Here is a 19874-nt window from a genome sequence, read left to right as displayed (position 1 = left end):
TTGCACAGCGCAGCTTTATCCCTCTGGGCCAACATACGGCGCCTGGCGACCTTTCTCAGCGCAACCATCTCTGGGACATGCAGAACATGTTCAGATTGTTGTAGAGCTGCCGAGCCTGTCGTCCACGAAGAACATGACAAGATACATGGCCGTGCTGCCGACTATCGTCTGCACCGCGAGGCTCGCATCCACGTTTTCATCATGTTACGTCCCCTTCGTTGACTCCACTGACAACGCTCAAAACCAGGTCCTCACACCAATGACGAAGCTGGTCGCCTTAATGCGTTCACCATCAGCCCTTGCATAGTCGGCAGTTTTGCCCAGTTTTCGATCGTAGGATACGCCAATGTAAGGCGCAAACTGCCGTCGGATCTCATAGCGCAGGCGCAATCCGAACTCGGCGTTGGAGATTCCAGACCCAATCCGTGTCTCAGGCACGTCCTGCGCGGAGAGATTCAGTTCAATTCGGGGCTGCAGAATGATTCGCTGCGTGATGCGCTGGTCATAATAACCCTCAACACGACCGAGAACTTCACCCTTGTTGGAAAGGAATAGAGCCGCTTCGGTTTCAAACCAATAGGGTGCGAGGCCCTCCACCCCGACAGTAGCGTATGTTCGGGACGGATTGGGCTTGAAATCGTATCGAACGCCAGCTTGGAGGTTCCAATACGGATCGATCGCCCGGCTGTAGAGCGCCTGGACCTCGGCGGTCTCCATGAACGATCCGCCAGGACCGCCAAGGACACCCTCGCCCTCGCTCTTCAGCGTCAACCGATTGACGTCCCCGCCATACCAAGCCTCTCCATCCCAGCGGTAGCCGTCACGCCCATTGCGAACCTGATACTCCGCGATATTGAACATGATTTGATAGAAGGCTTGCCCCCCCTGCTCGTGCATCATAGCCATTCGCGACTGTGTCATCGCAGCGGGCGGGAACTGCCGATCGGCGTAGTGGTCCATGGGAGGCTTTGGCGCAGGGGCATTTCCGGCCGGGAGTGCGGTTCCGGTCATTTCCATGCCCGGCATGGCAGCCATATCGTGGCCACCATGATCCCCGGACATATTCATGCCGGGCATGCTGCCAGCCATCGGTGTAGAACCGCTGTTGCCCATATCCATGCCCGGCATCGCGCCATGGTCCATAGTCGGCGCCGTTGCCGCGGCTGCTGGTCCCGGCTGAGGCATCGCCATTCCAGGCATGGTCGAATGATCCATGCCTTCCATATCCTGGCGAGCCGCGGGCTTTGCCGGGGCCACTCTGACCGGCGCGGCCCTTTTAGGAGCCGGCTTCTTTGCCGCAGGCTTTTTGGCAGGCTTGGGGGAAGCCGGTTTTTTCGCGGGCATCGCCATACCGGGCATGCTGGAATGATCCATGCCCTGCATCGACTGGGCTTGCGCGGTTACCGGAATGGCGAGCAACATCGCCGACCCGCCGAGCAGTGTCGTCAAAACGCGCTTCATGCTGCGTCTCCCTTCGGCCGCACACTGACGACGCGCATCATCCCGGCGTGCATGTGGTAGAGAAGATGGCAGTGGAACGCCCAGTCGCCGACCGCATCAGCGGTAAAATCCCATGTGACCTTCCCGCCCGGCTGCACGATGACCGTGTGCTTGCGCGGCGCATGATCGCCATGACCCGTGACCAGTTCAAAAAAGTGGCCGTGGATATGGATCGGATGACCCATCATGCTGTCGTTGATCAGATTGATCCGAACCCTCTCACCCTCGATGAAGGGGATCGGGTCATGCACATCCGACATCTTCTCGCCGTCGAACGACCACATGAACCGCTCCATGTTGCCGGTGAGATGGATATCGAGACTGCGGTCCGGAGCACGCACGTCAGGATTGCGCTCCAGCGCCATGAGATCCTTGTAAACGAGAACCTTGTGGCCGACATTCTCGAGACCCTGACCGGGCTCTCCGGTGCGGTCCATCGGCATAGGCGAGATCGTCTGCACGCCCGGTGACTTTTTGACCTGCGGCGCTTTTGAAAAGTCACGCATGTTCATCGGCCCCATTTCCATGGAGCCCATATCCATGCCCGGCTGCCCCGCCATGGCGCTGTGATCCATGCCGGCCATCGCACCCCCGCCTGCCGCCATGCCCGCCATATTGGAATGATCCATGCCCGCCATGGCGGTCCCGCCAGGAGCCGCGCCCATGGCCATGGCCCCGGCACCAGCCACCGTCAGCTTCGCCGAGGCATTTTTCTCCGCAGTCGGGTCGACGCCCCGCATCGGCGACATGCCGCCTCCGGACATGTCCATGCCTTCCATGCCCGGCATCGATGACATGTCCATGCCCATGTCTTTCATCGTGGCGAGCGGCCGTTCACGCAGCGGCGGCACTTCGGCCGTCATCCCAGCACGCGGCGCGAGCGTGGCCCGCGCCATGCCTGAACGGTCGATGGCCTCACCGACCAGCGTGTAGGCGCGATCATCGGGCGGAGTAACGATCACGTCGTAGGTTTCAGCCACTCCGATCTGGAATTCTTCGACCATCACGGGCCGCACATTCTGGCCGTCAGCCTGCACCACCGTCAGCGGGAGGCCCGGTATCCGCACATTGAAGGTCGTCATCGCCGAGGCGTTGATGAAGCGCAGCCGGACGCGTTCGCCCGGCGTGAACAGAGCGGTCCAATTGTCTCGAGGCCCGTAGCCATTGACGATGTAGGTATAAGCCGAACCCGTCGCGTCGGAAATATCGGTTGGATCCATCCGCATCTTGCCCCAATCGAGGCGATCCTTCAGAGCCTGGTCGCGCTTGGACAGCAGACCGGCAAGCGTCTGGCGCTGGAAGTTGAAATGCCCGGGGTCCACTTTCATCGCCCGAAAGATCGCTTCTGGCGAAATGGCGCTGTGATCGGCCAGCACGATGACATGCTCGCGGTCATATTTCACCGGGTCAACACCGGCAGGGTCGATCACGATCGGACCATAATGCCCCAGCTGCTCCTGAAGGCCCGAATGGCTATGATACCAATAGGTGCCGTTCTGGATGATCGGAAATTCATAGACAAAAGTGGTTTTGGGCCGAATGCCCGGGAAGGATATACCCGGCACGCCATCGAATTGCGGCGGCACCAGCACGCCATGCCAGTGTATCGAGCTATCCTCATCGAGATCGTTGGTCACATGCAGGCGAACAGTCTGTCCCTCGCGCAGCCGGATCAACGGCGCCGGAACTGTGCCGTTGACGCCAATGGCCCGCATTTTCCGACCGTCGATCGTCATCATCTGCTGAGCAATTTTAAGCTCGATGTCATTGCCGGAAACCGTCGGGAGCGGCGTCGCGATGCCGGTTGATACGGGCTGCGCCCATGCCGGCATCCACGCGGACAATGCCAAGCCACCGCCAGCAAGCGAGGCTCCCCGGATTAAATCGCGGCGGGTCAATACCGGGCTCATGTCGTCTCCCTTGTTCAAAATCAGGCGCAAGGCTCAGCGAACGCCTTATGCACCATACTCTCTGAGGCTTACGCACGACCTGGGCGGACCCCTCATCAATCCGCCAATATTTCCGCGAGCCGGCTTCGAGCCCTGTACAGGCGCGTCTCGACAGCCTTGCCACTGATCGCAAGCGCGGCCGCAGTTTCCGCCTGGGTCATTCCCTCTACCGTCCTCAGCAAGAGTACCTCGCGCAACGGAGCCGAAAGCTGTGCGATCGCCGCATTGAGGCGTGCGAGCTCCATCCTTCCCGAGACCGTTTCATGGGCAGAGGGGCTATCGTCCGGGACCGCTTCGCGCTCCTGCTCTGTTGGACCCGCTCCGAAAGTGAACAATCGCCGCACTTTCTGCCGGCGACGCCAATCTCGGCATTTGTTGATCGCGATGCGCGACAGCCAGGCGCGCAGCGGGCGATCGCCATCATATTTCTGCAAATGGCCGAAGGCGGAGACAAAGCAATCCTGCGTCAGATCAAGCGCCTCGTCCGCGTTGACCACGAGACCGCGAACCAGACGGAAAATCGGTGTCTGATGGCGATGCATAATCTCGGCGAACGCCGCCTGGCGACCACCCAAGGTCAACGCCGCGAGTTCACCGTCCGAACACGCCTTGAGATCCAGACTCACCGTACGTCGTCGGTGAGCGCATGAACCACCGCCTGATCGAACGTCCTGGCCTGATCCGGGCGCAGGATCTGGCGCATGGCGAAGATGTGGCCAAGCGTCTCTTTCTGAAGTTCGCCCATTGCCTGGTGTGATTGATCGACAGCGGCTGTTACCCGCGGACCGTTGCCGTGCTCGGCTTCAATGGCATCTGCAAGCCGTGCGTTGTCGGCCCGCAATTCAAGTTCGAGTGCCCGCCGGCGGACAGCAAAACGCTGTTCAAGAAGATCGATCTGGCTCTTTTGACTAGCGTCCAGATCAAGTTTTCCGTGCAACACCTCATGCAGTTCGACACCCGCAGCCACCGGTTGCGGAAAGAAATACCGGCCCAGAAAGACGCCAGCGACCGCCGCGATAAAGGCCACCACTGCGACCAGCAAAAGCAGCTTGGCCTTCATCGCGATCCCACCAACAGCGTCGATGGCGCAAGCGGATTGGACGGCCCAAATGGAGATAATGTCACGGACGCTTCGGCCGGCGTTGCAAGACCATTGCTGGCGACGCCGAGCAATACAGCGCCGAACGCCGCCACCATGCCAAGGGTCAGCTGCTGCGCGGTGGAAACTTGCGGACGCGCCGCAATGCGCCTGAACACAGCCTCCTCCAGACCGGAAAGCCCTGGGTGAACGGCGTCGGTGCGCAAGCGGCTCAAAAGCCCGTCAAGGTCAATGTTCATCGTCTATTCCCATCATTCGATCTCACCCGTTGGCGCCTGACGACGCTACCCAATGCCTGGTCACCCGGCAGCACGCGACGCGATATCTCGCGCTGACCGACGCAAGTACCCATTCAAGGCGCCGTCTTCGCCATACCTGGCATGTCTTTCATCATCGCATCATGATCTTCCGGCGCGCTGGCGACAGCGGCCTGATATTGCGCAGCCGACATCTTCGGTAGCTGACGAACAAAAGCCACCATATCCCAAATCAAATCGTCGCTGTGCGTTTTCCCCCACGCCGGCATGGCCGTGAGCTTGACGCCATGTTTGATCATCCAGAACTGCTCCTTGGCCGACCTTTGTGGCTCCCGGAATAGCTCTGGGGCTCGTGGATACAGGCCCTGGCTGATCTCTGTCTTCTCGAGGCCCGGCCCTAGATGACAGCCACTGCACATCTCCGTGTAGAGCCCCGCGCCGCTCTCTAGGCGCTTTACATCCATCAGATTGCCAGGGACGACGACATTACGTGCGCGCACAGCGACAGAACGATCCCGGAATTGCTCGATCATCCAGTAGATAGGCCGGCTATGCGGCGAGTCGGCGCCGATGTCATATGCACCGACATACACCACCACACCGCCGACCGCAGCGACGGCGAGTGCCGCGATCGCAAGAAAGGGGCCGCTCGGCAAATGCCGCCTTATGCCTGTCATCCGCGGATCTGCCATTGCATCCTCCCCACAAAATCTCGGGCGACCGGTGTGTCCAAGCCGTCCACTTGATCATACGCGCGGGGCGCCTCGACCCCTCATGGCCTATGAAAATCATCCTCGTTCACCGAACTCAGAAGGTCGGGTGCGGCGCTCGCCTAAGAATTGTGGCGGCATCGTTGAGGGGTCACGGGCGGCCGTGCGTAATTCGAATTGTCGGCAGTACCGCCGCGCATGGAGAAATCGATGTTTCGTAAGACAGTTTTTGCGGTTGCGCTGGCCGCCTCTGCAATCGTAGCCACGGCCGCTCAGGCACACCCCAGGCTGGCGACTGCGATGCCCGCCGCCGACGCGGTGGTCACCGCCCCTACAAAAGTTCAGCTCGTTTTTTCCGAGGCGCTCGTTGCTCAATTTTCCGGCATCGACCTGACCATGACCGAAATGCCCGGCATGAAGATGGGGCCGATGAAGATGAATGGCGTCAAGGTTGCCCTCGCCCCCGATGGCAAGACGCTTGTTGCGACCTTCGCCAAGCCGCTGTCTGCCGGGACGTACAAGGTCGACTATCACATCGTGTCCACCGACACGCATCGCGTCCAGGGCAGCTACACGTTCAAGGTCAAGTAAGGGGTGCCAGACACGGTAGCGACCGCCGTCAGGCTGGGGCTATATCTTGATCTCATGCTCCTGTTTGGGCTGCCGATGTTCGGGCTCTACACGCTGCGCGGGGCCGAGCGGCAATCCGGCTCGGTCCTGCGCTTCCGTCCCGTTCTCGCCACCATCGCTCTGGTCGGCATCGGATTGTCGATCCTGGGCGTCATGGTATTGGCCGCATCGATGGGCGGAGTCGCCATCGGCGAGGTCGACCGCGCGACGGTCAGCCTGGTAATCTCGGGCACGACGATCGGCACCGTTTGGCAGCTGCGTATCGCCGCTCTCCTGTTAGTGTTGTATTTCTCGATCGTGGGATGGCAGCGGCCGACCTTCGCATTGGCTTCGCTCTCGATCACGGCCGCCGTGGCACTTTCTACGCTGGCGTGGACCGGCCATGGAGCCGCCGATGAAGGCGCACTTGGCTGGCTCCACCTGGCCGCAGACATCACCCATCTGCTGGCGGCCGGGACCTGGATAGGGGCGCTATGTGGCCTCTGTCTCCTGATCTTCCGGTCCGCTACGCGCATGGCGGCCGAGCATATCCATCTTTCCCACCGGGCATTGGACGGATTTGCAAGAGTTGGCTCGATTGTCGTCGGCCTGCTGATTGTCTCGGGCCTCGTAAATAGTTGGATATTGATTGGGCCATCGAAACTCGGCGCACTTTTCACCACCCTCTATGGCATCCTGCTTCTAGGCAAGTTGCTGCTTTTCGGTGCGATGCTCCTCCTGGCCGCGGCGAACCGCTTTTTTCTGACGCCGGCGCTCGCGGCTGCGTTGGAGCGCGGAGAGGGCGCAGCCGCAGTCGGAGCATTACGCCGGAGCCTCCTGATCGAAAGCAGTTGCGCAATCGCGATCCTCGCGCTGGTCGCGTGGCTTGGGCTGCTTGCGCCACCAGCATCGGGAATGTGAGTGAGAGATTTTTAGGGCAGTGTGCGGGCTATGGCCTTGATCGCCTTCAGCCCTGATCCGAACCGCGAAATTGCCTCCTTGTGCCGCTCCAGCTCGCCATAGGGAAGATAGGCGATCTCGAGATCGGCGACACGGCTGAAGGCGGGGCGCGCCAGTTGCGCCCGCACGTCGGCTTCTCGGGCGTCCGGGGCGACGAGGAACAGCCCAGCGGTTGCGTGTAGTGCGCTCCCGCTCAGGGCCAGGTCGAGCATGCGCACTATGCCGGAATAGATCGAAGTCGAGTGCTCCACCTCGAAAGCCGCCGCAACACGATCACCGCCCTGTTCGAGCCACAACACATCGATCAGGCGGATGGCGTCGCCGCCGGTCGAGGTGGAAATGGAAGCTGGCAAGCTTTCAAGGCACCCCTCCCCAAGGCGTATCCCGTTATGAAGACGGCCGCGATCATTGGCCGCTATCCAGACATCATAGCCAAGCGCCCGACCGATATCGCGGAGCCAGGCTTGAATTTCCGAATGGGTGCGATCGCTTTCGCCCTGCTTCTGAACAGCCTTATTGAGGTTCTGCGCTTCTGCCCGGGCTTGCTCGAGACGAGCTGTCCAGCCGCTAGCGCTTTGATCCTCCTCACCGCGGGGCGGGGCCGGATATCGGCCTGAGCCGATGTCGAACAATAGACCGCCAATGGCGCCAAGATCGTTGGACAGCAGATCCCGGAATTGTTCATTGAGATCGAGAACCTCCGACCGCATTGCCAGGAAATGCGGCCAACTCCCCAGCTTGACCTTTCCGCCCGTGAGCTTGTTGTACCCGTTAACGATCGCCGTGTTGAACGGCGGCACCAGCGTCGGATGCAGAAAATACAGGAGATTGGCGACCGCTGGCCCGAGCCCCTTAATGTTCAGCCGGTCGATCGTATGGATGCCGGAAATAATTTCTTCCGCCGTATCGCAGCACGCGCAGTGATCCAGCAACCGGCCAAAGGCGCGCTGATGCGCCGCGTTCTCATAAATGTCCGGTATCCGCAGCTTTGGCTTCCACAAAAAGGCATGATCTGCCCCCTTGAAGATCTGCCGTTGTTCCGCGACCGAATGAACCACGGTTTCCAGCGACGAGCCGCGATAAGCGACGCCAAATCGTCCCGTCTCGATCTCGGCGACCACCTGGGCCAGACCGCGGCGGATGGAGCGGAAATTCTTGATCCGCTCGTCCCACAAAAACCAGCTCTGATAGGTCGCGTTCGGATCTTCCTTCCATCGCTGAATGAGTTGCCGTGCCAGCAATTCAAAATCCGCCAAACCGTCCCCCTTTGTCGATTACTCGATGAGCTCGAGAGGCTAGCATTGTGGTCGACGGCAGGCCAGATTCCTGATCCCTGCCACGCCATGCGGAAGTCGATTGCCTCGCTGTTCACTGGATGTCGTCTGGAATGTGGATGAGGAGGTCGCGCGTATAATCGACAAGCAATGCTCCCATCGCGGCACCAAAGAGGACCAGGAATAGCAGCAGCGCGAGCAATTTAGGCACGAAGCTGACCGTTTGCTCGTTGATCGACGTCGCGGCTTGAATAATCGAGATGACCAGCCCCACGACACCCATGATGATCAAAGGCGGTCCCGCTACCATGGCCATGACCCAAAGCGCACGTCCCATCGACACAGAAAAAGGACTGTAGGTCTCCATTTATACCTCCCCCTGCACTTGCGCTCGCAAGTGCCAAGGAGCCAACAGTTCCGCCCATCGCGGGACGAACGGCCAAGCGGATGATCGTTGGTTCGATCAGGTCTTCCCTTGGACGCTCGCCCCGCTCCACGCTGCGACCCGTGGGCTCCCGAATGGCCCATCGAGTCTCTCGACGGGCTACTACTGACTTACGCACCGGCGGCGCGCACCCCTCGCCCCGGCCAGCAATTTCTTCAAAACATCGAAGGGCATGCGAGGGAAGATGGGCGAGCGCGCGTAATAGAAATGAGGATCACCGTCGGCGAGGTGCGCATGTACGACTGCATTATCATTGGCGGAGGCCCCGCAGGCCTGACAGCTGCCACCTACCTGGGTCGATTTCTGCGTGCCACGTTGGTTATCGACGCCGGGGCCGGACGTGCCGCCAGCATTCCCACGACGCATAATCTCATCGGCTTCCCGGAAGGGATATCTGGTGAGGAGTTGTTGTCGCGTATGCGTCAGCACGCTGTCGGCTACGGTGCGGAATTGGTCAGTGACGTGGCCCTCGGTATCATGCAGTCCAAGACAGGCTTTGCCGTGGGCATGAGTTCCCGCACCCTCGAGGCGCGGACGGTGTTGCTTGCGCCGGGCGTTGCAAACCACCGACCCAACCTCGCCCAAGCTGCACATGACAGAGGCGTTTCGCGCGGCCTCATCCGCTACTGCCCAATTTGTGATGCGTACGAGGTGCGCGGCAAGCGCGTGGCAGTCCTGGGCTGCTCGGAGCATGGAGCGGCCGAGGCGATCTTCGTGCGGCGCTACAGCGAAACCGTTACCCTGCTCACTGAAGAATCCGTGCAGCTTTCTCTTGCCGACCAAGCTGATCTTGCGGACGGCGGAATTGCGGTCGAACGTGCCGCCATACAAACATTATCGATAAACGATGATGATGTTCTCGTGCGCCTGTCCGATGGCCAATCGCTCAGCTTCGATACGCTCTATGTCGCGCTCGGAAGTTCCGGAAGATCAGAGCTCGCGCGGGTAGCCGGTGCTTCGTTGAGCGCGTCGGGTTGCATCATCGTCGACGACCACCAGCGAACATCGATCAGCGGCCTGTTCGCTGCCGGCGACGTCGTCGAAGGGTTGGACCAGATTGCCGTCGCGGCGGGTCAGGCGGCCAAGGCAGCGACCGCGATCCACAATCTCTTGCTCGAATAATCAGGCTCCAGCGTCTGGCGGACAGAATATTTGAACCGGGGCCTTGACCCTGACACGATGTCAGACCCCAGATTGTTTAGCGTCGACAAGGAGACGAGCCATGACCGATCCTATTTCCGCGAACACATCTGGTGCGCATAACTGTTGCGCTGGAAAGCACCGCGAGCCGCAAGGTCCGACGACAGCGAAGGATCCTGTCTGCGGCATGATGGTCGATCCCGGCGCGACCGCGCACCATGCCTCACACGGCGACCAGGAGTTTCACTTCTGCAGTGCCGGATGTCGGGCGAAGTTCGTCGCCGAGCCGGAACGATATCTGTCGAGCGGGGGCGACACGCCCACGGCCGCAGAACCTGGCACGATTTGGACTTGTCCGATGCACCCGGAGATCCGAAAAGATCGTGCCGGTCCTTGCCCGATCTGCGGCATGGCACTCGAGCCCGAGCTCATAACGGCGGAATCAGGCCCGAGCCCTGAACTCGTCGATATGTCACGGCGCTTCTGGATCGCCCTGGCGCTGACGGTGCCCATATTCCTACTCGAAATGGGCGGACACCTTTTCCCCGCGCTTCATCAACTCGTCCCCGAGCGAATATCAGGGTGGGTTCAGCTCGCTTTGGCGACCCCCGTCGTGCTTTGGGCCGGTTGGCCGTTTTTCGAGCGCGGTTGGGCGTCCATTCGGACGCGAAACCTGAACATGTTCACGCTGATCGCGATGGGAACCGGTGTCGCCTGGGCCTATAGCGTGGTGGCCACGCTTGCCCCCGGAATATTCCCGGCGGCATTCCGCATGATGGATGGCACGGTCGCCATCTATTTCGAGGCCGCCGCGGTCATCACCGTCCTCGTGCTCCTTGGGCAGGTTCTCGAGCTGCGCGCGCGAGAGCGGACATCGGGCGCGATCAAGGCCCTGCTCAATCTGGCACCCAAGACTGCCCGCCGGATCCTGCCGGATGGTCACGACGAGGAAGTCGCGATTGACCTGATCGTGGTCGGCGACAGGTTGCGCGTCCGCCCCGGCGAAAAGGTGCCTGTGGATGCGATTGTCGAGGACGGCCGCTCTTCGATCGACGAGTCCATGGTGACTGGCGAGTCGATGCCGGTGACGAAGACGGTCGATGCCCATGTAGTGGCGGGCACGATAAACCAAACAGGATCGCTCGTCATACGCGCGGACAAGGTTGGCCGGGATACGATGCTGGCGCGGATCGTCCAGATGGTGGCAGATGCGCAGCGTTCGCGCGCGCCGATCCAGCGCATGGCCGACAAGGTTGCGGGCTGGTTCGTGCCGGCAGTGCTTGCCGTCGCACTGCTCTCCTTTGCGATCTGGGGAATATGGGGTCCAGAACCGCGACTGGCGCATGGCCTCGTGGCCGCGGTCGCGGTGCTGATCATCGCTTGTCCCTGCGCGCTGGGTCTCGCGACGCCGATGTCGATCATGGTCGGGATCGGACGGGGGGCCGGCCTCGGTGTCCTGATCAAGAATGCCGAGGCGCTGGAGCGCATGGAAAAGGTCGACACGATCGTCGTCGACAAAACCGGCACGCTGACAGAAGGGCGCCCATCGGTCACGAATATCGTGGCGATGGACGGCTTTTCGGAGCACGATCTTCTTCGCCTGGCGGCGGGCGTCGAGCGGGCGTCGGAGCATCCGCTGGCGCTCGCGATCGTCGCGGCCGCGAAGGATCGTGACATCGACGTTCCCGAGGTTTCCGACTTTGACTCGCCTACCGGAAAGGGCGCGGTCGGGACCGTGGACGGCAAGCGGATCTTTCTGGGCGGCGCCGTTTATCTCAAAGAGAATGGCATCGATGTGTCAGCCGCGGCTGCACGCGCCAATGAGCTGCGGGCGGACGGAGCGACGGCGATTTTCGCGGCCGTTGATGGCCGGGTCGCCGGAATTCTCGCCATTGCGGACTCGATCAAGGCAACCACAGCGGAGGCGCTGGCCGCCTTGCGAAAAGAGGGCGTGAGCGTCGTCATGTTGACGGGCGACAACCGGACAACCGCCGAGGCGGTGGCCCGGAAACTAGGCATCGATGCGGTTGAAGCCGAGGTGCTGCCCGATCAGAAGAGCGCTGTCGTCCTGCGGCTGCAGCGCGAAGGCCATGTCGTTGCCATGGCTGGCGATGGGGTGAACGACGCGCCCGCTCTCGCGGCGGCGGACGTCGGCATCGCCATGGGTTCGGGCACCGATGTCGCCATCGAAAGCGCCGGGATCACACTGCTCAAGGGTGATCTCAACGGCATCGTGCGGGCGCGGCGCCTGAGCGAGGCAACGATGGCCAACATACGCCAGAACCTGTTCTTCGCCTTCATCTACAATGCCGCTGGCGTCCCCATCGCCGCCGGGCTGCTCTATCCGGTGTTCGGCATCCTTCTGTCGCCTGTCATCGCCGCTGCGGCGATGGCCCTGTCATCCGTCAGCGTCGTCACCAACGCGCTGCGTCTCAATCGGGTGACGCTGTGAACATCGGCGCGGCCTCCGATGCGAGCGCTGTGTCGCAGCGCATGATCCGCCATTATGAGAAGATCGGGCTTATCCCGTCGCCGCCGCGACGTGACAGCGGGTATCGCGACTATTCGCAAGCCGACGTGCACCTCCTGCGTTTCATCGCCAACGCCCGCGATCTCGGCTTTCCCATTGGGGAAATCCGCGTGCTGCTTGATCTCTGGTCCGACCGCGAGCGCGCGAGCGCGGAGGTCAAGGCTCTGGCGGAATCGCGCGCGGGAGACCTGGGTCGGAAGGCGGATGCACTCAATGCCATGCGCGAAGCACTGCTCGACCTTGCGAATGCCTGCCATGGGGACGAGCGGCCCGAATGCCCTATACTCACGCGTCTGGCGTCCTGAGCCTATCTGGCGGCTCGGCCTTGTCCTCGATGACGCACCTCAGGTCGCTCCCCATTTGAGTGTCGTAAGCACTGTCGAAGCTGTCGGTACGCAACGGTACATCGCGTTGACCTGTGGCTCGTGGGTGTGTGGCTGAAGCACGTCATCGGCACGATGCGCGCGCTGGCCCCCCACGGGCAGAGTGTCACGCCCGAAAAGATGGCCGCTCCCATGCTCAGCAGGTTCCGGGTCCGATGGCCGACATGGCAGCAGAGCCGGGCGCGGGCGCGGGCGCGGGCCAGATCTCGACGATGACGGTTGACGCCGCTTGCGCTCGCCGGCGGAATTATGGTGGCGACATCGCTTGGTCTGGAACCGGCAAGCGCCGCTGGAATTTTTATGCAAGGGGTTATCGCGCAAAGCGCGTATCTTCTAGTCACCTGGAACTGAAGTAAGTATCATTGTATAAGGCCTTGTCGATAGGCAGGGGTTTGCATGATGGCGGGCAGGAAGGCGGATTTGGTTGTCTTGAGCGGGGATGACCGGAATTTTCTCGAAGCTCAGGTCCGCCGCCACAAAGCGCCGCGTTCGTTGTCGGATCGCTGCCGGATGGTCCTGCTATGTGCAGAGGGGCTGCAGAGCAAGGAAGTTGCCGATCGTCTCGGCGTCCACGAACACACGGTTGGCAAATGGCGCCGCCGGTTCGTGCAGGATGGCATTGAGGGGCTGACTGACGAATATCGTGCGGGCCGGCCACGCACAGTATCTGACACGCAAGTAGCTCAGGTAATCGAGCGTACGCTGAATACCACTCCGAAAGACGCCACCCATTGGTCGATCCGTTCCATGGCTTCCAAGTCCGGGCTGTCGCACACCACCATCCGCCGGATTTGGGGTGCGTTTGGCCTGCAGCCGCACCGGTCAGAGACATTCAAGCTGTCCACCGATCCGCTATTCGTCGACAAGGTGCAGGACATAGTCGGCCTTTATATGTCGCCGCCAAACCGGGCGGTTGTGCTGTGCGTGGATGAAAAATCGCAAATCCAGGCACTGGATCGCGAGCAGCCGGTCTTGCCCATGGCGCCGGGCGTACCCGAGCGGCGCACGCATACCTATGTTCGCAATGGCACGACATCCCTGTTCGCCGCGCTTGACGTTGCCACCGGCGCCGTGATCGGAAAATGCTACAAACGCCATCGGGCGACCGAGTTCCTCGACTTCCTCAAGCGGATCGACGCCGAGATGCCCAAGGGGCCCGACGTCCACCTCGTGATGGACAACTATGCCACCCACAAGACGCCGAAGGTCAAGGCCTGGCTCGCACGCCGCCCACATTGGCATGCTCACTTCACACCGACTTCGGCGTCCTGGATCAATCAGGTCGAACGGTGGTTTGCCGAGCTGACGCGCAAGCAGTTACAACGCGGTGTCCACCGATCCACTGCAGAGCTTGAGGCCGACATCGCCGCCTTCATTGTGGCGCACAACGAAAATCCCAAGCCCTACAAATGGGTGAAATCCGCCGACGAAATCCTCGCCTCCGTCAAGCGCTTCTGCCAAAAAACAATGAACCGAACTTCGGATTCAGGTGACTAGTGGGGGGACTCAGACGGAGATGGATCGATGCATCAGATGAACCCCGACATGCAGGCCTGCATGGACGCCTGCCACGAGTGTCATGTGACCTGCCTGCACATGGCAATGAACCATTGCCTTGAAATGGGCGGCCAGCATGCCGCACCTGAGCATATCAAGATCATGCTCGACTGTGCGAGGATTTGCGAAGTCGCAATCGACTTCATGGCGCGCAAGTCGTCGCACCATCAGCATATCTGTCGCGAGTGCGCCGAGGTCTGCCGAGCGTGCGCCGCGAGCTGCGAATCCCTGGACGGCATGGAGGATTGCGTGGCCGCGTGCCGCAAGTGCGCCGACGCCTGCGAAAAGATGGCCGCCTAAACTTCTTCGCGCGGGGTATGCTCGCGTTCGTGCCCAGGCTCCAGGGAACGATGCGCGAGCAGTACAAGGGCTTGTGGCGAGTGTGCCGGCCGATCACGACGAGATGATGAAAGACATGCCGGCATGAAGTGATGCCAGCAGCGACTATGGAGGGGCGGTTCTGAAAAGCGCGAAACTAAGGCTGCACCTCCTCGCGAGCCGCACCCACAAATGGTTGCACTTATCATCGGTGCGCAGCTCCTCCTCTGGTTCACGAGCGGCGCGTTGATGAGCTTCTTGCCCATCGACCGCGTGCATGGCGATCACTTGGTGGAGCGCAACGCCACCACGGCCCTGCCCAGCCACCTCGCGCTCGCATCGCCATCGGCGATCACCGCCGCCACTGCCGCGCCCGTCGACCGTCACCTATCGCATGTGGCTTGGCCGAGCTGTCGCCGAAGTCGTGACGGCTGACGGCACTCGCCTGGTAGACGCGAGGACTGGCACAGCGCTGCCTGATAGTTAGTTTGGGATCTTGTCCGCGGACCTCATCAGGGCCAGCAGTCGAATTCTAGGCTGCACAAAAGGCCGAACAGAAGACTGCAACTGACCGTTGCCATAAGTTCGTTGAGCACTCGCAAAGGGGAGCCATCCACAGAAGAGATGACACTCTCGGGCCTCGGCGGCGGTCGCGGTGTTCAGTCTTCCCACAGGGGGACCAGGCTATGTCGGCGCTGGCGATGACCGATATCGACCAAACCAAGTCGGTCCCCGAAGCGCCCCGGGTTTTCAGGAGGCTCCCACTTGTGACAAGGAGCCGTTATGAGCAAGACGACGAACAAATTTTCACCCGAAGTACGGGAACGCGCGGTCCTTATGGTCGCGGAGCAGCGGGCTGAGTACGGCTCGGAATGGGAAGTGATGAAGTCGATCGCGGCGAAGATCGGCTGCTCGCTGGATGGGTTTAGTGGACGAACTGTGCTACGTACTTGTCATCATTTGGGCCTTCTCTGCAGGCATCTCGTGACGGGGGACAATCGCGCTCGCGCCTGTCGGCGGAGGCGGATTCTGGACCACGCTCCTTTTCGAAGCGCAGCACACGGCGGCGGCGCCCTGCTACCGGGCAAGCCTCGGGCGCGAGCCAGCATCGCTGCCGGACGTGGCGCGCGATCTTCGCGCCCCATCTGTCCAGGGTTGCCAGCCGTACTGACGAACGACTGGAGCCCCATCATCGGCGAAGGCCAAGTTTGGGCTCTGGGCATATTGGCGAACAGGCTTTGACCATCGAAAAGAAAGATCGCGCCGTGGGAAACTATAAGGTTCTGTGGTTGGCGCTGATCGCCGTGCTGACGGTGACTTTCGGCATATTGAGCGTGTCCGGGGTGGAGATCTATCGGAAGGCTCCGCCCATCCCAGAACAGATCGTCACCGCAACGGGCCAAGTGCTGATGACGCGCGAGGACATCCTCGACGGCCAGAGTGCCTGGCAGAGCACCGGCGGCATGCAGCTTGGCTCGATCTGGGGGCACGGCGCCTATCAGGCGCCGGACTGGTCCGCCGATTGGCTGCACCGCGAACTTGTCGCCTGGCTCGATCTTGCGGCACGGGAGACCGAAGGGAAGTCCTTCGAGGCGCTCGACGGCGAACAGAAGGCGGCGCTGACCTATCGCCTCAAGCAGGAATATCGCCACAACAGCTATGATAGGGCGAGCGGCGTGGTGACGGTGTCGAACCGCCGCGCCCAAGCGTTCGCCCAGACCGCCAGCTATTATGAGCGGCTCTACGGCTCCGATCCCACGCTGCGGCCCACCCGCGATAATTATGCGATGAAGGAAGGCACGCTGCCCGATCCGGCGCAGCGGGCGAAGCTGACCAATTTCTTCTTCTGGACGGCCTGGGCCGCATCGACCGAGCGGCCGGGCACGGTCGCGACCTATACCAACAACTGGCCGCCCGAGCCGCTGATCGGCAATTATCCGACGCCGGAAAATATCCTGTGGTCGCTCGCCTGCGTCGTCATCCTGATCGCGGGAGTGGGCGCGCTGATCTGGGGTTGGGCGTTCCTGCGCCGCCACGATGATACCCCCTTGGTCGCGGCGGCGAACGACCCGTTGCAAGTCGCCGGTCTGACGCCATCGCAAAAGGCGCTCGGCAAATATCTGTTCGTGGTGCTGGCGCTGTTCATATTCCAGGTCTTCATCGGCGCCTTCACAGCCCATTATACGATCGAGGGCCAGAGCTTTTACGGCTTGGATGTCTCGCAATATTTCCCTTACGCGCTGACCCGCACCTGGCATGTGCAGAGTGCGGTGCTGTGGATCGCGACGGCGTTCCTCGCGGCCGGCCTGTTCCTGGCCCCGGTCATCCACGGCAGCGATCCCAAATACCAGAAGCTGGGCGTCAACATCCTGTTCTGGGCGCTGATCGTCGTTGTCGCCGGATCGTTCATCGGCAATTATCTGGCGCTCTCCCATGCGCTACCGGCGAAACTGAGCTTCTGGCTGGGCCATCAGGGTTACGAGTATCTGGACCTCGGCCGGGTGTGGCAAATCGGGCTATTCGTCGGGTTGCTCCTCTGGTTGGTGCTGATGCTGCGGGGAATGGTGCCGGCATTGCGCACCAAGGGCGACGACAAGAGCCTGCTGGCGCTGCTCACCATCGCCACCATCGCGATCGGCCTGTTTTACGGCACGGGGCTGTTCTACGGCGAACGCACCAACATCACGATCATGGAATATTGGCGCTGGTGGGTCGTCCATCTGTGGGTGGAAGGCATATTCGAGGTCTTTGCGACCTCGGCCATCGCCTTTATCTTCGCAACCATGGGCCTGGTCTCGCGACGGATTGCAACGGCGGCCAGCCTGGCCTCGGCCTCGCTGTTCATGGTCGGCGGTGTGCCGGGCACTTTCCACCACATGTATTTTTCCGGCACCACCACGCCGATCATGGCGGTCGGTGCCGCGTTCAGCGCCCTGGAAGTCGTGCCGCTGATCGTGCTCGGCTATGAGGCATTCGAACATTGGAGTCTGCGCGAGCGCACGCCCTGGATGCGCGCGGTCAAGTGGCCGTTGATGTGCTTCATCGCCGTGGCGTTCTGGAACATGCTGGGCGCCGGTGTCTTCGGGTTCATGATCAACACACCGGTCGCGCTGTTCTATCTCCAAGGGCTGAACACCACGGCGGTCCACGCCCACGCCGCGCTGTTCGGGGTGTATGGCTTCCTGGCGCTCGGCTTCACCCTGCTGGTGCTGCGCTATATCCGGCCCGACATTCGGTTCAACGACCGGTTGTTGGCCACCGGCTTCTGGGGGCTCAACGCCGGGCTGGTGCTGATGATCTTCACCAGCCTGCTCCCGGTCGGGCTGTTCCAGTTCCAGGCCAGCGTCACCACCGGCATGTGGTACGCGCGCAGCGACTTCTTCCTGCAGCAAGGCTTCCTTGAAACCCTGCGCTGGGTCCGTACCTTCGGGGATGTCGTGTTCATGGTGGGCGCCATCGCTATCGCATGGCAGGTGGTGATCCTGGGTCTGTGGAGGAAGGGTGCTCGCGTATGACTAAGGCCGCCGCCAAACGGGACCGCATTGCCGAAGCGCCGATCTGGCTTCAGGGCAGTTTCCGGCTGCTGTTCACCGGCGGCGCGCTCTGGGCGCTTGTCGTCGTCGCGTTCTGGGTCGGCGCGCTGGGTGGAGCGTGGTCCGTGCCGACGGCAATGGAGCCGCTTGTCTGGCATCAGCATGAGATGCTGTTCGGCTATCTCGGCGCGGTCATCGCCGGCTTCCTGAGCGCGGCGATCCCCAACTGGACCGGGCGGCCGGTGATGACGGGCTGGCCGGTGGCGGCGTTCGTCGGCTTGTGGGCGGCCGCCCGACTCGCGGTGCTGTTCTCCGCTTATGTGCCGCCGCTCGTCGGCTCGGTGCTCGATGTCGGCTTCCTGCTCGCACTATTCGGCTATGCGGCGCGGCAGATTTTCGCGGCGCGCAACCGCAACAAGCCGATCCTGATCGTCCTCCTCCTGTTCGCCGCCGCTTGTGAGCTGGATCATGCCGCAGCGATGGGGCTAACCACCGATCCGGCGATCGGGATGCGGGCCGGCTTCGCGCTTGTCCTCATGCTGATCGCGATCATCGGCGGACGGATCATCCCGGCCTTTACCCGCAACTGGCTGAACAAGCATGGCGGCACGGACGGGTTGCCGATCATGGCCAACCGGTTCGACCATGCCGTGCTCGCGGTCACGGCGATTGCCCTGGCAGGCTGGGTGTTCGCACCGGCGGCGCATCCGGTGCCCTGGCTGCTGCTCGTCGCCGGCGCATCGCATGCCGTGCGGCAGACCCGCTGGGCCGGGCTGAGTGCGATCGGCGATCCATTGGTCTTCGTCCTGCACCTCGCCTACGCATGGTTGCCGGCGGGCCTGCTGCTGCTCGGGGCTGCTATCCTGTGGCCGGTCGTGCCCGTATCGAGCGCAATGCATGCGCTGGGCGCCGGCGCGATGGCGGGAATGACACTGGCGGTGATGACGCGGGCGACACGCGGTCATACCGGCCGCCCGTTGGAAGCGGATGGCGGCACGGTCGCCATCTATGTGCTGGTCAATCTCGGCGCGCTGCTGCGGGTCGCCGCGCCGCTGCTGCCGCTCGACTATATGCTGAGCATTCGTCTGGCCGGCGGCTTGTGGGGCGGCGCCTTCCTGCTGTTCATCTTCGTCTACGGCCGCATGGCGTTGCAACGGCCTGCCAGAGATCAAGCCTGATCACGGCGTTGGCGGCGTATCGAACAAGATCGTGAGCAGCAGCCGCGCATCTTCGATGCCTTGGACGGAGTGCTGATCGCCGCGCTCCAGATAGACCCAATCGCCAGCGCCGAGCGCAATATTCGTTGGTCCCAACGTGACCCGACCTTCCAGGCAATGCAGCGTCAGATAACCGGCAACATGATGTGGCGGTATGGTCGATCCCGCGGGAACGACGAGGTGAATGGCCTCGAACCGGTCGGATTTGACCAGCGCGGTCGTCCCGGTGGTCCCGCGCTCAGGAGCCAGCGTTGGAAGATGGACCACTTCGCCGGGCTTTGCATGCTGGAGCGCCATTCTCAGATCCTCTTTAACAGTTTTTTACGATCATATCCGACAACACGCGAACGGCGTGGAAGTCACCGGCGCCACTGAATACGCCAGCAAACATCC

Annotated in this window: 20 protein-coding genes and 1 pseudogene; 12 read left to right on the top strand and 9 right to left on the bottom strand. The window is 61.8% G+C overall.

The window, feature by feature from the left end; genetic code table 11:
* Positions 1 to 237 precede the first annotated feature (237 nt).
* The 6 genes from HHL08_RS15390 to HHL08_RS15365 form a co-directional block, all read right to left on the bottom strand.
* Positions 238 to 1461 carry a copper resistance protein B gene (locus HHL08_RS15390; RefSeq protein WP_031308582.1) on the bottom strand — a complete coding sequence of 408 codons (1224 nt, stop codon included), beginning with the start codon at positions 1459 to 1461 and terminating at the stop codon, positions 238 to 240.
* Complete coding sequence (locus HHL08_RS15385) at positions 1458 to 3410, bottom strand: copper resistance system multicopper oxidase (protein ID WP_024018170.1); 1953 nt, start codon at positions 3408 to 3410, stop codon at positions 1458 to 1460. The genes HHL08_RS15390 and HHL08_RS15385 overlap by 4 nt, the downstream gene beginning before the upstream one ends.
* Before the next feature lie 95 nt (positions 3411 to 3505).
* The gene (locus HHL08_RS15380; RefSeq protein WP_024018169.1) at positions 3506 to 4075 is read right to left on the bottom strand and encodes an RNA polymerase sigma factor; all 570 of its coding nucleotides are present in this window, start codon (positions 4073 to 4075) and stop codon (positions 3506 to 3508) included.
* Positions 4072 to 4509 carry a periplasmic heavy metal sensor gene (locus HHL08_RS15375; protein WP_169574007.1) on the bottom strand — a complete coding sequence of 146 codons (438 nt, stop codon included), beginning with the start codon at positions 4507 to 4509 and terminating at the stop codon, positions 4072 to 4074. The genes HHL08_RS15380 and HHL08_RS15375 overlap by 4 nt, the downstream gene beginning before the upstream one ends.
* Complete coding sequence (locus HHL08_RS15370) at positions 4506 to 4787, bottom strand: hypothetical protein (protein WP_024018167.1); 282 nt, start codon at positions 4785 to 4787, stop codon at positions 4506 to 4508. Before HHL08_RS15370 ends, HHL08_RS15375 begins: the two co-directional genes overlap by 4 nt.
* A 113-nt stretch (positions 4788 to 4900) precedes the next feature.
* Positions 4901 to 5497, bottom strand: coding sequence for a c-type cytochrome (locus tag HHL08_RS15365; protein WP_031308581.1), 597 nt, complete (start codon positions 5495 to 5497; stop codon positions 4901 to 4903).
* A gap of 228 nt (positions 5498 to 5725) precedes the next feature.
* On the opposite strand from HHL08_RS15365, the gene copC reads away from it, so the two are divergent.
* Both copC and copD read left to right on the top strand, forming a co-directional pair.
* On the top strand, positions 5726 to 6106 hold the full coding sequence (gene copC / locus HHL08_RS15360) for a copper homeostasis periplasmic binding protein CopC (RefSeq protein ID WP_031308579.1): 381 nt from the start codon (positions 5726 to 5728) through the stop codon (positions 6104 to 6106).
* Between the two features lie 3 nt (positions 6107 to 6109).
* Entirely contained in the window at positions 6110 to 7045 is a 936-nt protein-coding gene (copD, locus tag HHL08_RS15355; protein ID WP_031308578.1) for a copper homeostasis membrane protein CopD, read from the top strand.
* Between the two features lie 11 nt (positions 7046 to 7056).
* Here copD and HHL08_RS15350 read toward each other — a convergent pair whose 3' ends face one another.
* Complete coding sequence (locus HHL08_RS15350) at positions 7057 to 8340, bottom strand: hypothetical protein (protein WP_024018163.1); 1284 nt, start codon at positions 8338 to 8340, stop codon at positions 7057 to 7059.
* Between the two features lie 112 nt (positions 8341 to 8452).
* Entirely contained in the window at positions 8453 to 8725 is a 273-nt protein-coding gene (locus HHL08_RS15345; protein WP_088181985.1) for a flagellar biosynthetic protein FliQ, read from the bottom strand.
* A gap of 285 nt (positions 8726 to 9010) precedes the next feature.
* Between HHL08_RS15345 and HHL08_RS15340 the strand changes: the two genes are divergently transcribed.
* The 10 genes and pseudogenes from HHL08_RS15340 (at position 9011) to HHL08_RS15295 (ending at position 19442) form a co-directional block, all read left to right on the top strand.
* Positions 9011 to 9925: an NAD(P)/FAD-dependent oxidoreductase gene (locus HHL08_RS15340; RefSeq protein ID WP_024018161.1), complete on the top strand. Its 915-nt coding sequence runs from the start codon at positions 9011 to 9013 to the stop codon at positions 9923 to 9925.
* Positions 9926 to 10025: 100 nt separating this feature from the next.
* Positions 10026 to 12395: a heavy metal translocating P-type ATPase gene (locus HHL08_RS15335; protein ID WP_037529499.1), complete on the top strand. Its 2370-nt coding sequence runs from the start codon at positions 10026 to 10028 to the stop codon at positions 12393 to 12395.
* Positions 12392 to 12778, top strand: a complete 387-nt coding sequence (cueR, locus tag HHL08_RS15330; RefSeq protein WP_024018159.1) for a Cu(I)-responsive transcriptional regulator — start codon at positions 12392 to 12394, stop codon at positions 12776 to 12778. The genes HHL08_RS15335 and cueR overlap by 4 nt, the downstream gene beginning before the upstream one ends.
* 233 nt (positions 12779 to 13011) lie before the next feature.
* Entirely contained in the window at positions 13012 to 13212 is a 201-nt protein-coding gene (locus HHL08_RS15325) for a hypothetical protein (RefSeq protein ID WP_169574006.1), read from the top strand.
* 40 nt (positions 13213 to 13252) lie between these two features.
* Positions 13253 to 14353 (top strand): IS630 family transposase, encoded by a 1101-nt coding sequence (locus tag HHL08_RS15320; RefSeq protein ID WP_408021783.1) that lies wholly within the window; start codon positions 13253 to 13255, stop codon positions 14351 to 14353.
* A gap of 36 nt (positions 14354 to 14389) precedes the next feature.
* Positions 14390 to 14713, top strand: coding sequence for a four-helix bundle copper-binding protein (locus tag HHL08_RS15315; protein WP_235218991.1), 324 nt, complete (start codon positions 14390 to 14392; stop codon positions 14711 to 14713).
* Between the two features lie 210 nt (positions 14714 to 14923).
* A complete protein-coding gene (locus tag HHL08_RS15310) occupies positions 14924 to 15166 on the top strand; it encodes a hypothetical protein (protein ID WP_024018157.1) in 243 nt (80 codons plus the stop codon).
* A gap of 348 nt (positions 15167 to 15514) precedes the next feature.
* Positions 15515 to 15646 (top strand): annotated as a pseudogene (locus HHL08_RS15305) (IS3 family transposase); the annotation flags it as partial.
* A gap of 323 nt (positions 15647 to 15969) precedes the next feature.
* Positions 15970 to 18246: a nitric-oxide reductase large subunit gene (locus HHL08_RS15300; RefSeq protein WP_024018156.1), complete on the top strand. Its 2277-nt coding sequence runs from the start codon at positions 15970 to 15972 to the stop codon at positions 18244 to 18246.
* The gene (locus tag HHL08_RS15295; protein WP_024018155.1) at positions 18243 to 19442 is read left to right on the top strand and encodes an NnrS family protein; all 1200 of its coding nucleotides are present in this window, start codon (positions 18243 to 18245) and stop codon (positions 19440 to 19442) included. Before HHL08_RS15300 ends, HHL08_RS15295 begins: the two co-directional genes overlap by 4 nt.
* Here the strand turns inward: HHL08_RS15295 and HHL08_RS15290 are convergent, their stop codons facing one another.
* On the bottom strand, positions 19443 to 19778 hold the full coding sequence (locus HHL08_RS15290; RefSeq protein WP_024018154.1) for a cupin domain-containing protein: 336 nt from the start codon (positions 19776 to 19778) through the stop codon (positions 19443 to 19445).
* Between the last annotated feature and the right edge of the window lie 96 nt (positions 19779 to 19874).

The organism is Sphingobium psychrophilum (assembly GCF_012927105.1).
Taxonomy (GTDB): Bacteria; Pseudomonadota; Alphaproteobacteria; order Sphingomonadales; family Sphingomonadaceae; genus Sphingobium; species Sphingobium psychrophilum.
The sequence above is the reverse complement of the archived record's forward strand: the minus strand, read 5'-3'. Positions and strand labels throughout refer to the sequence as shown.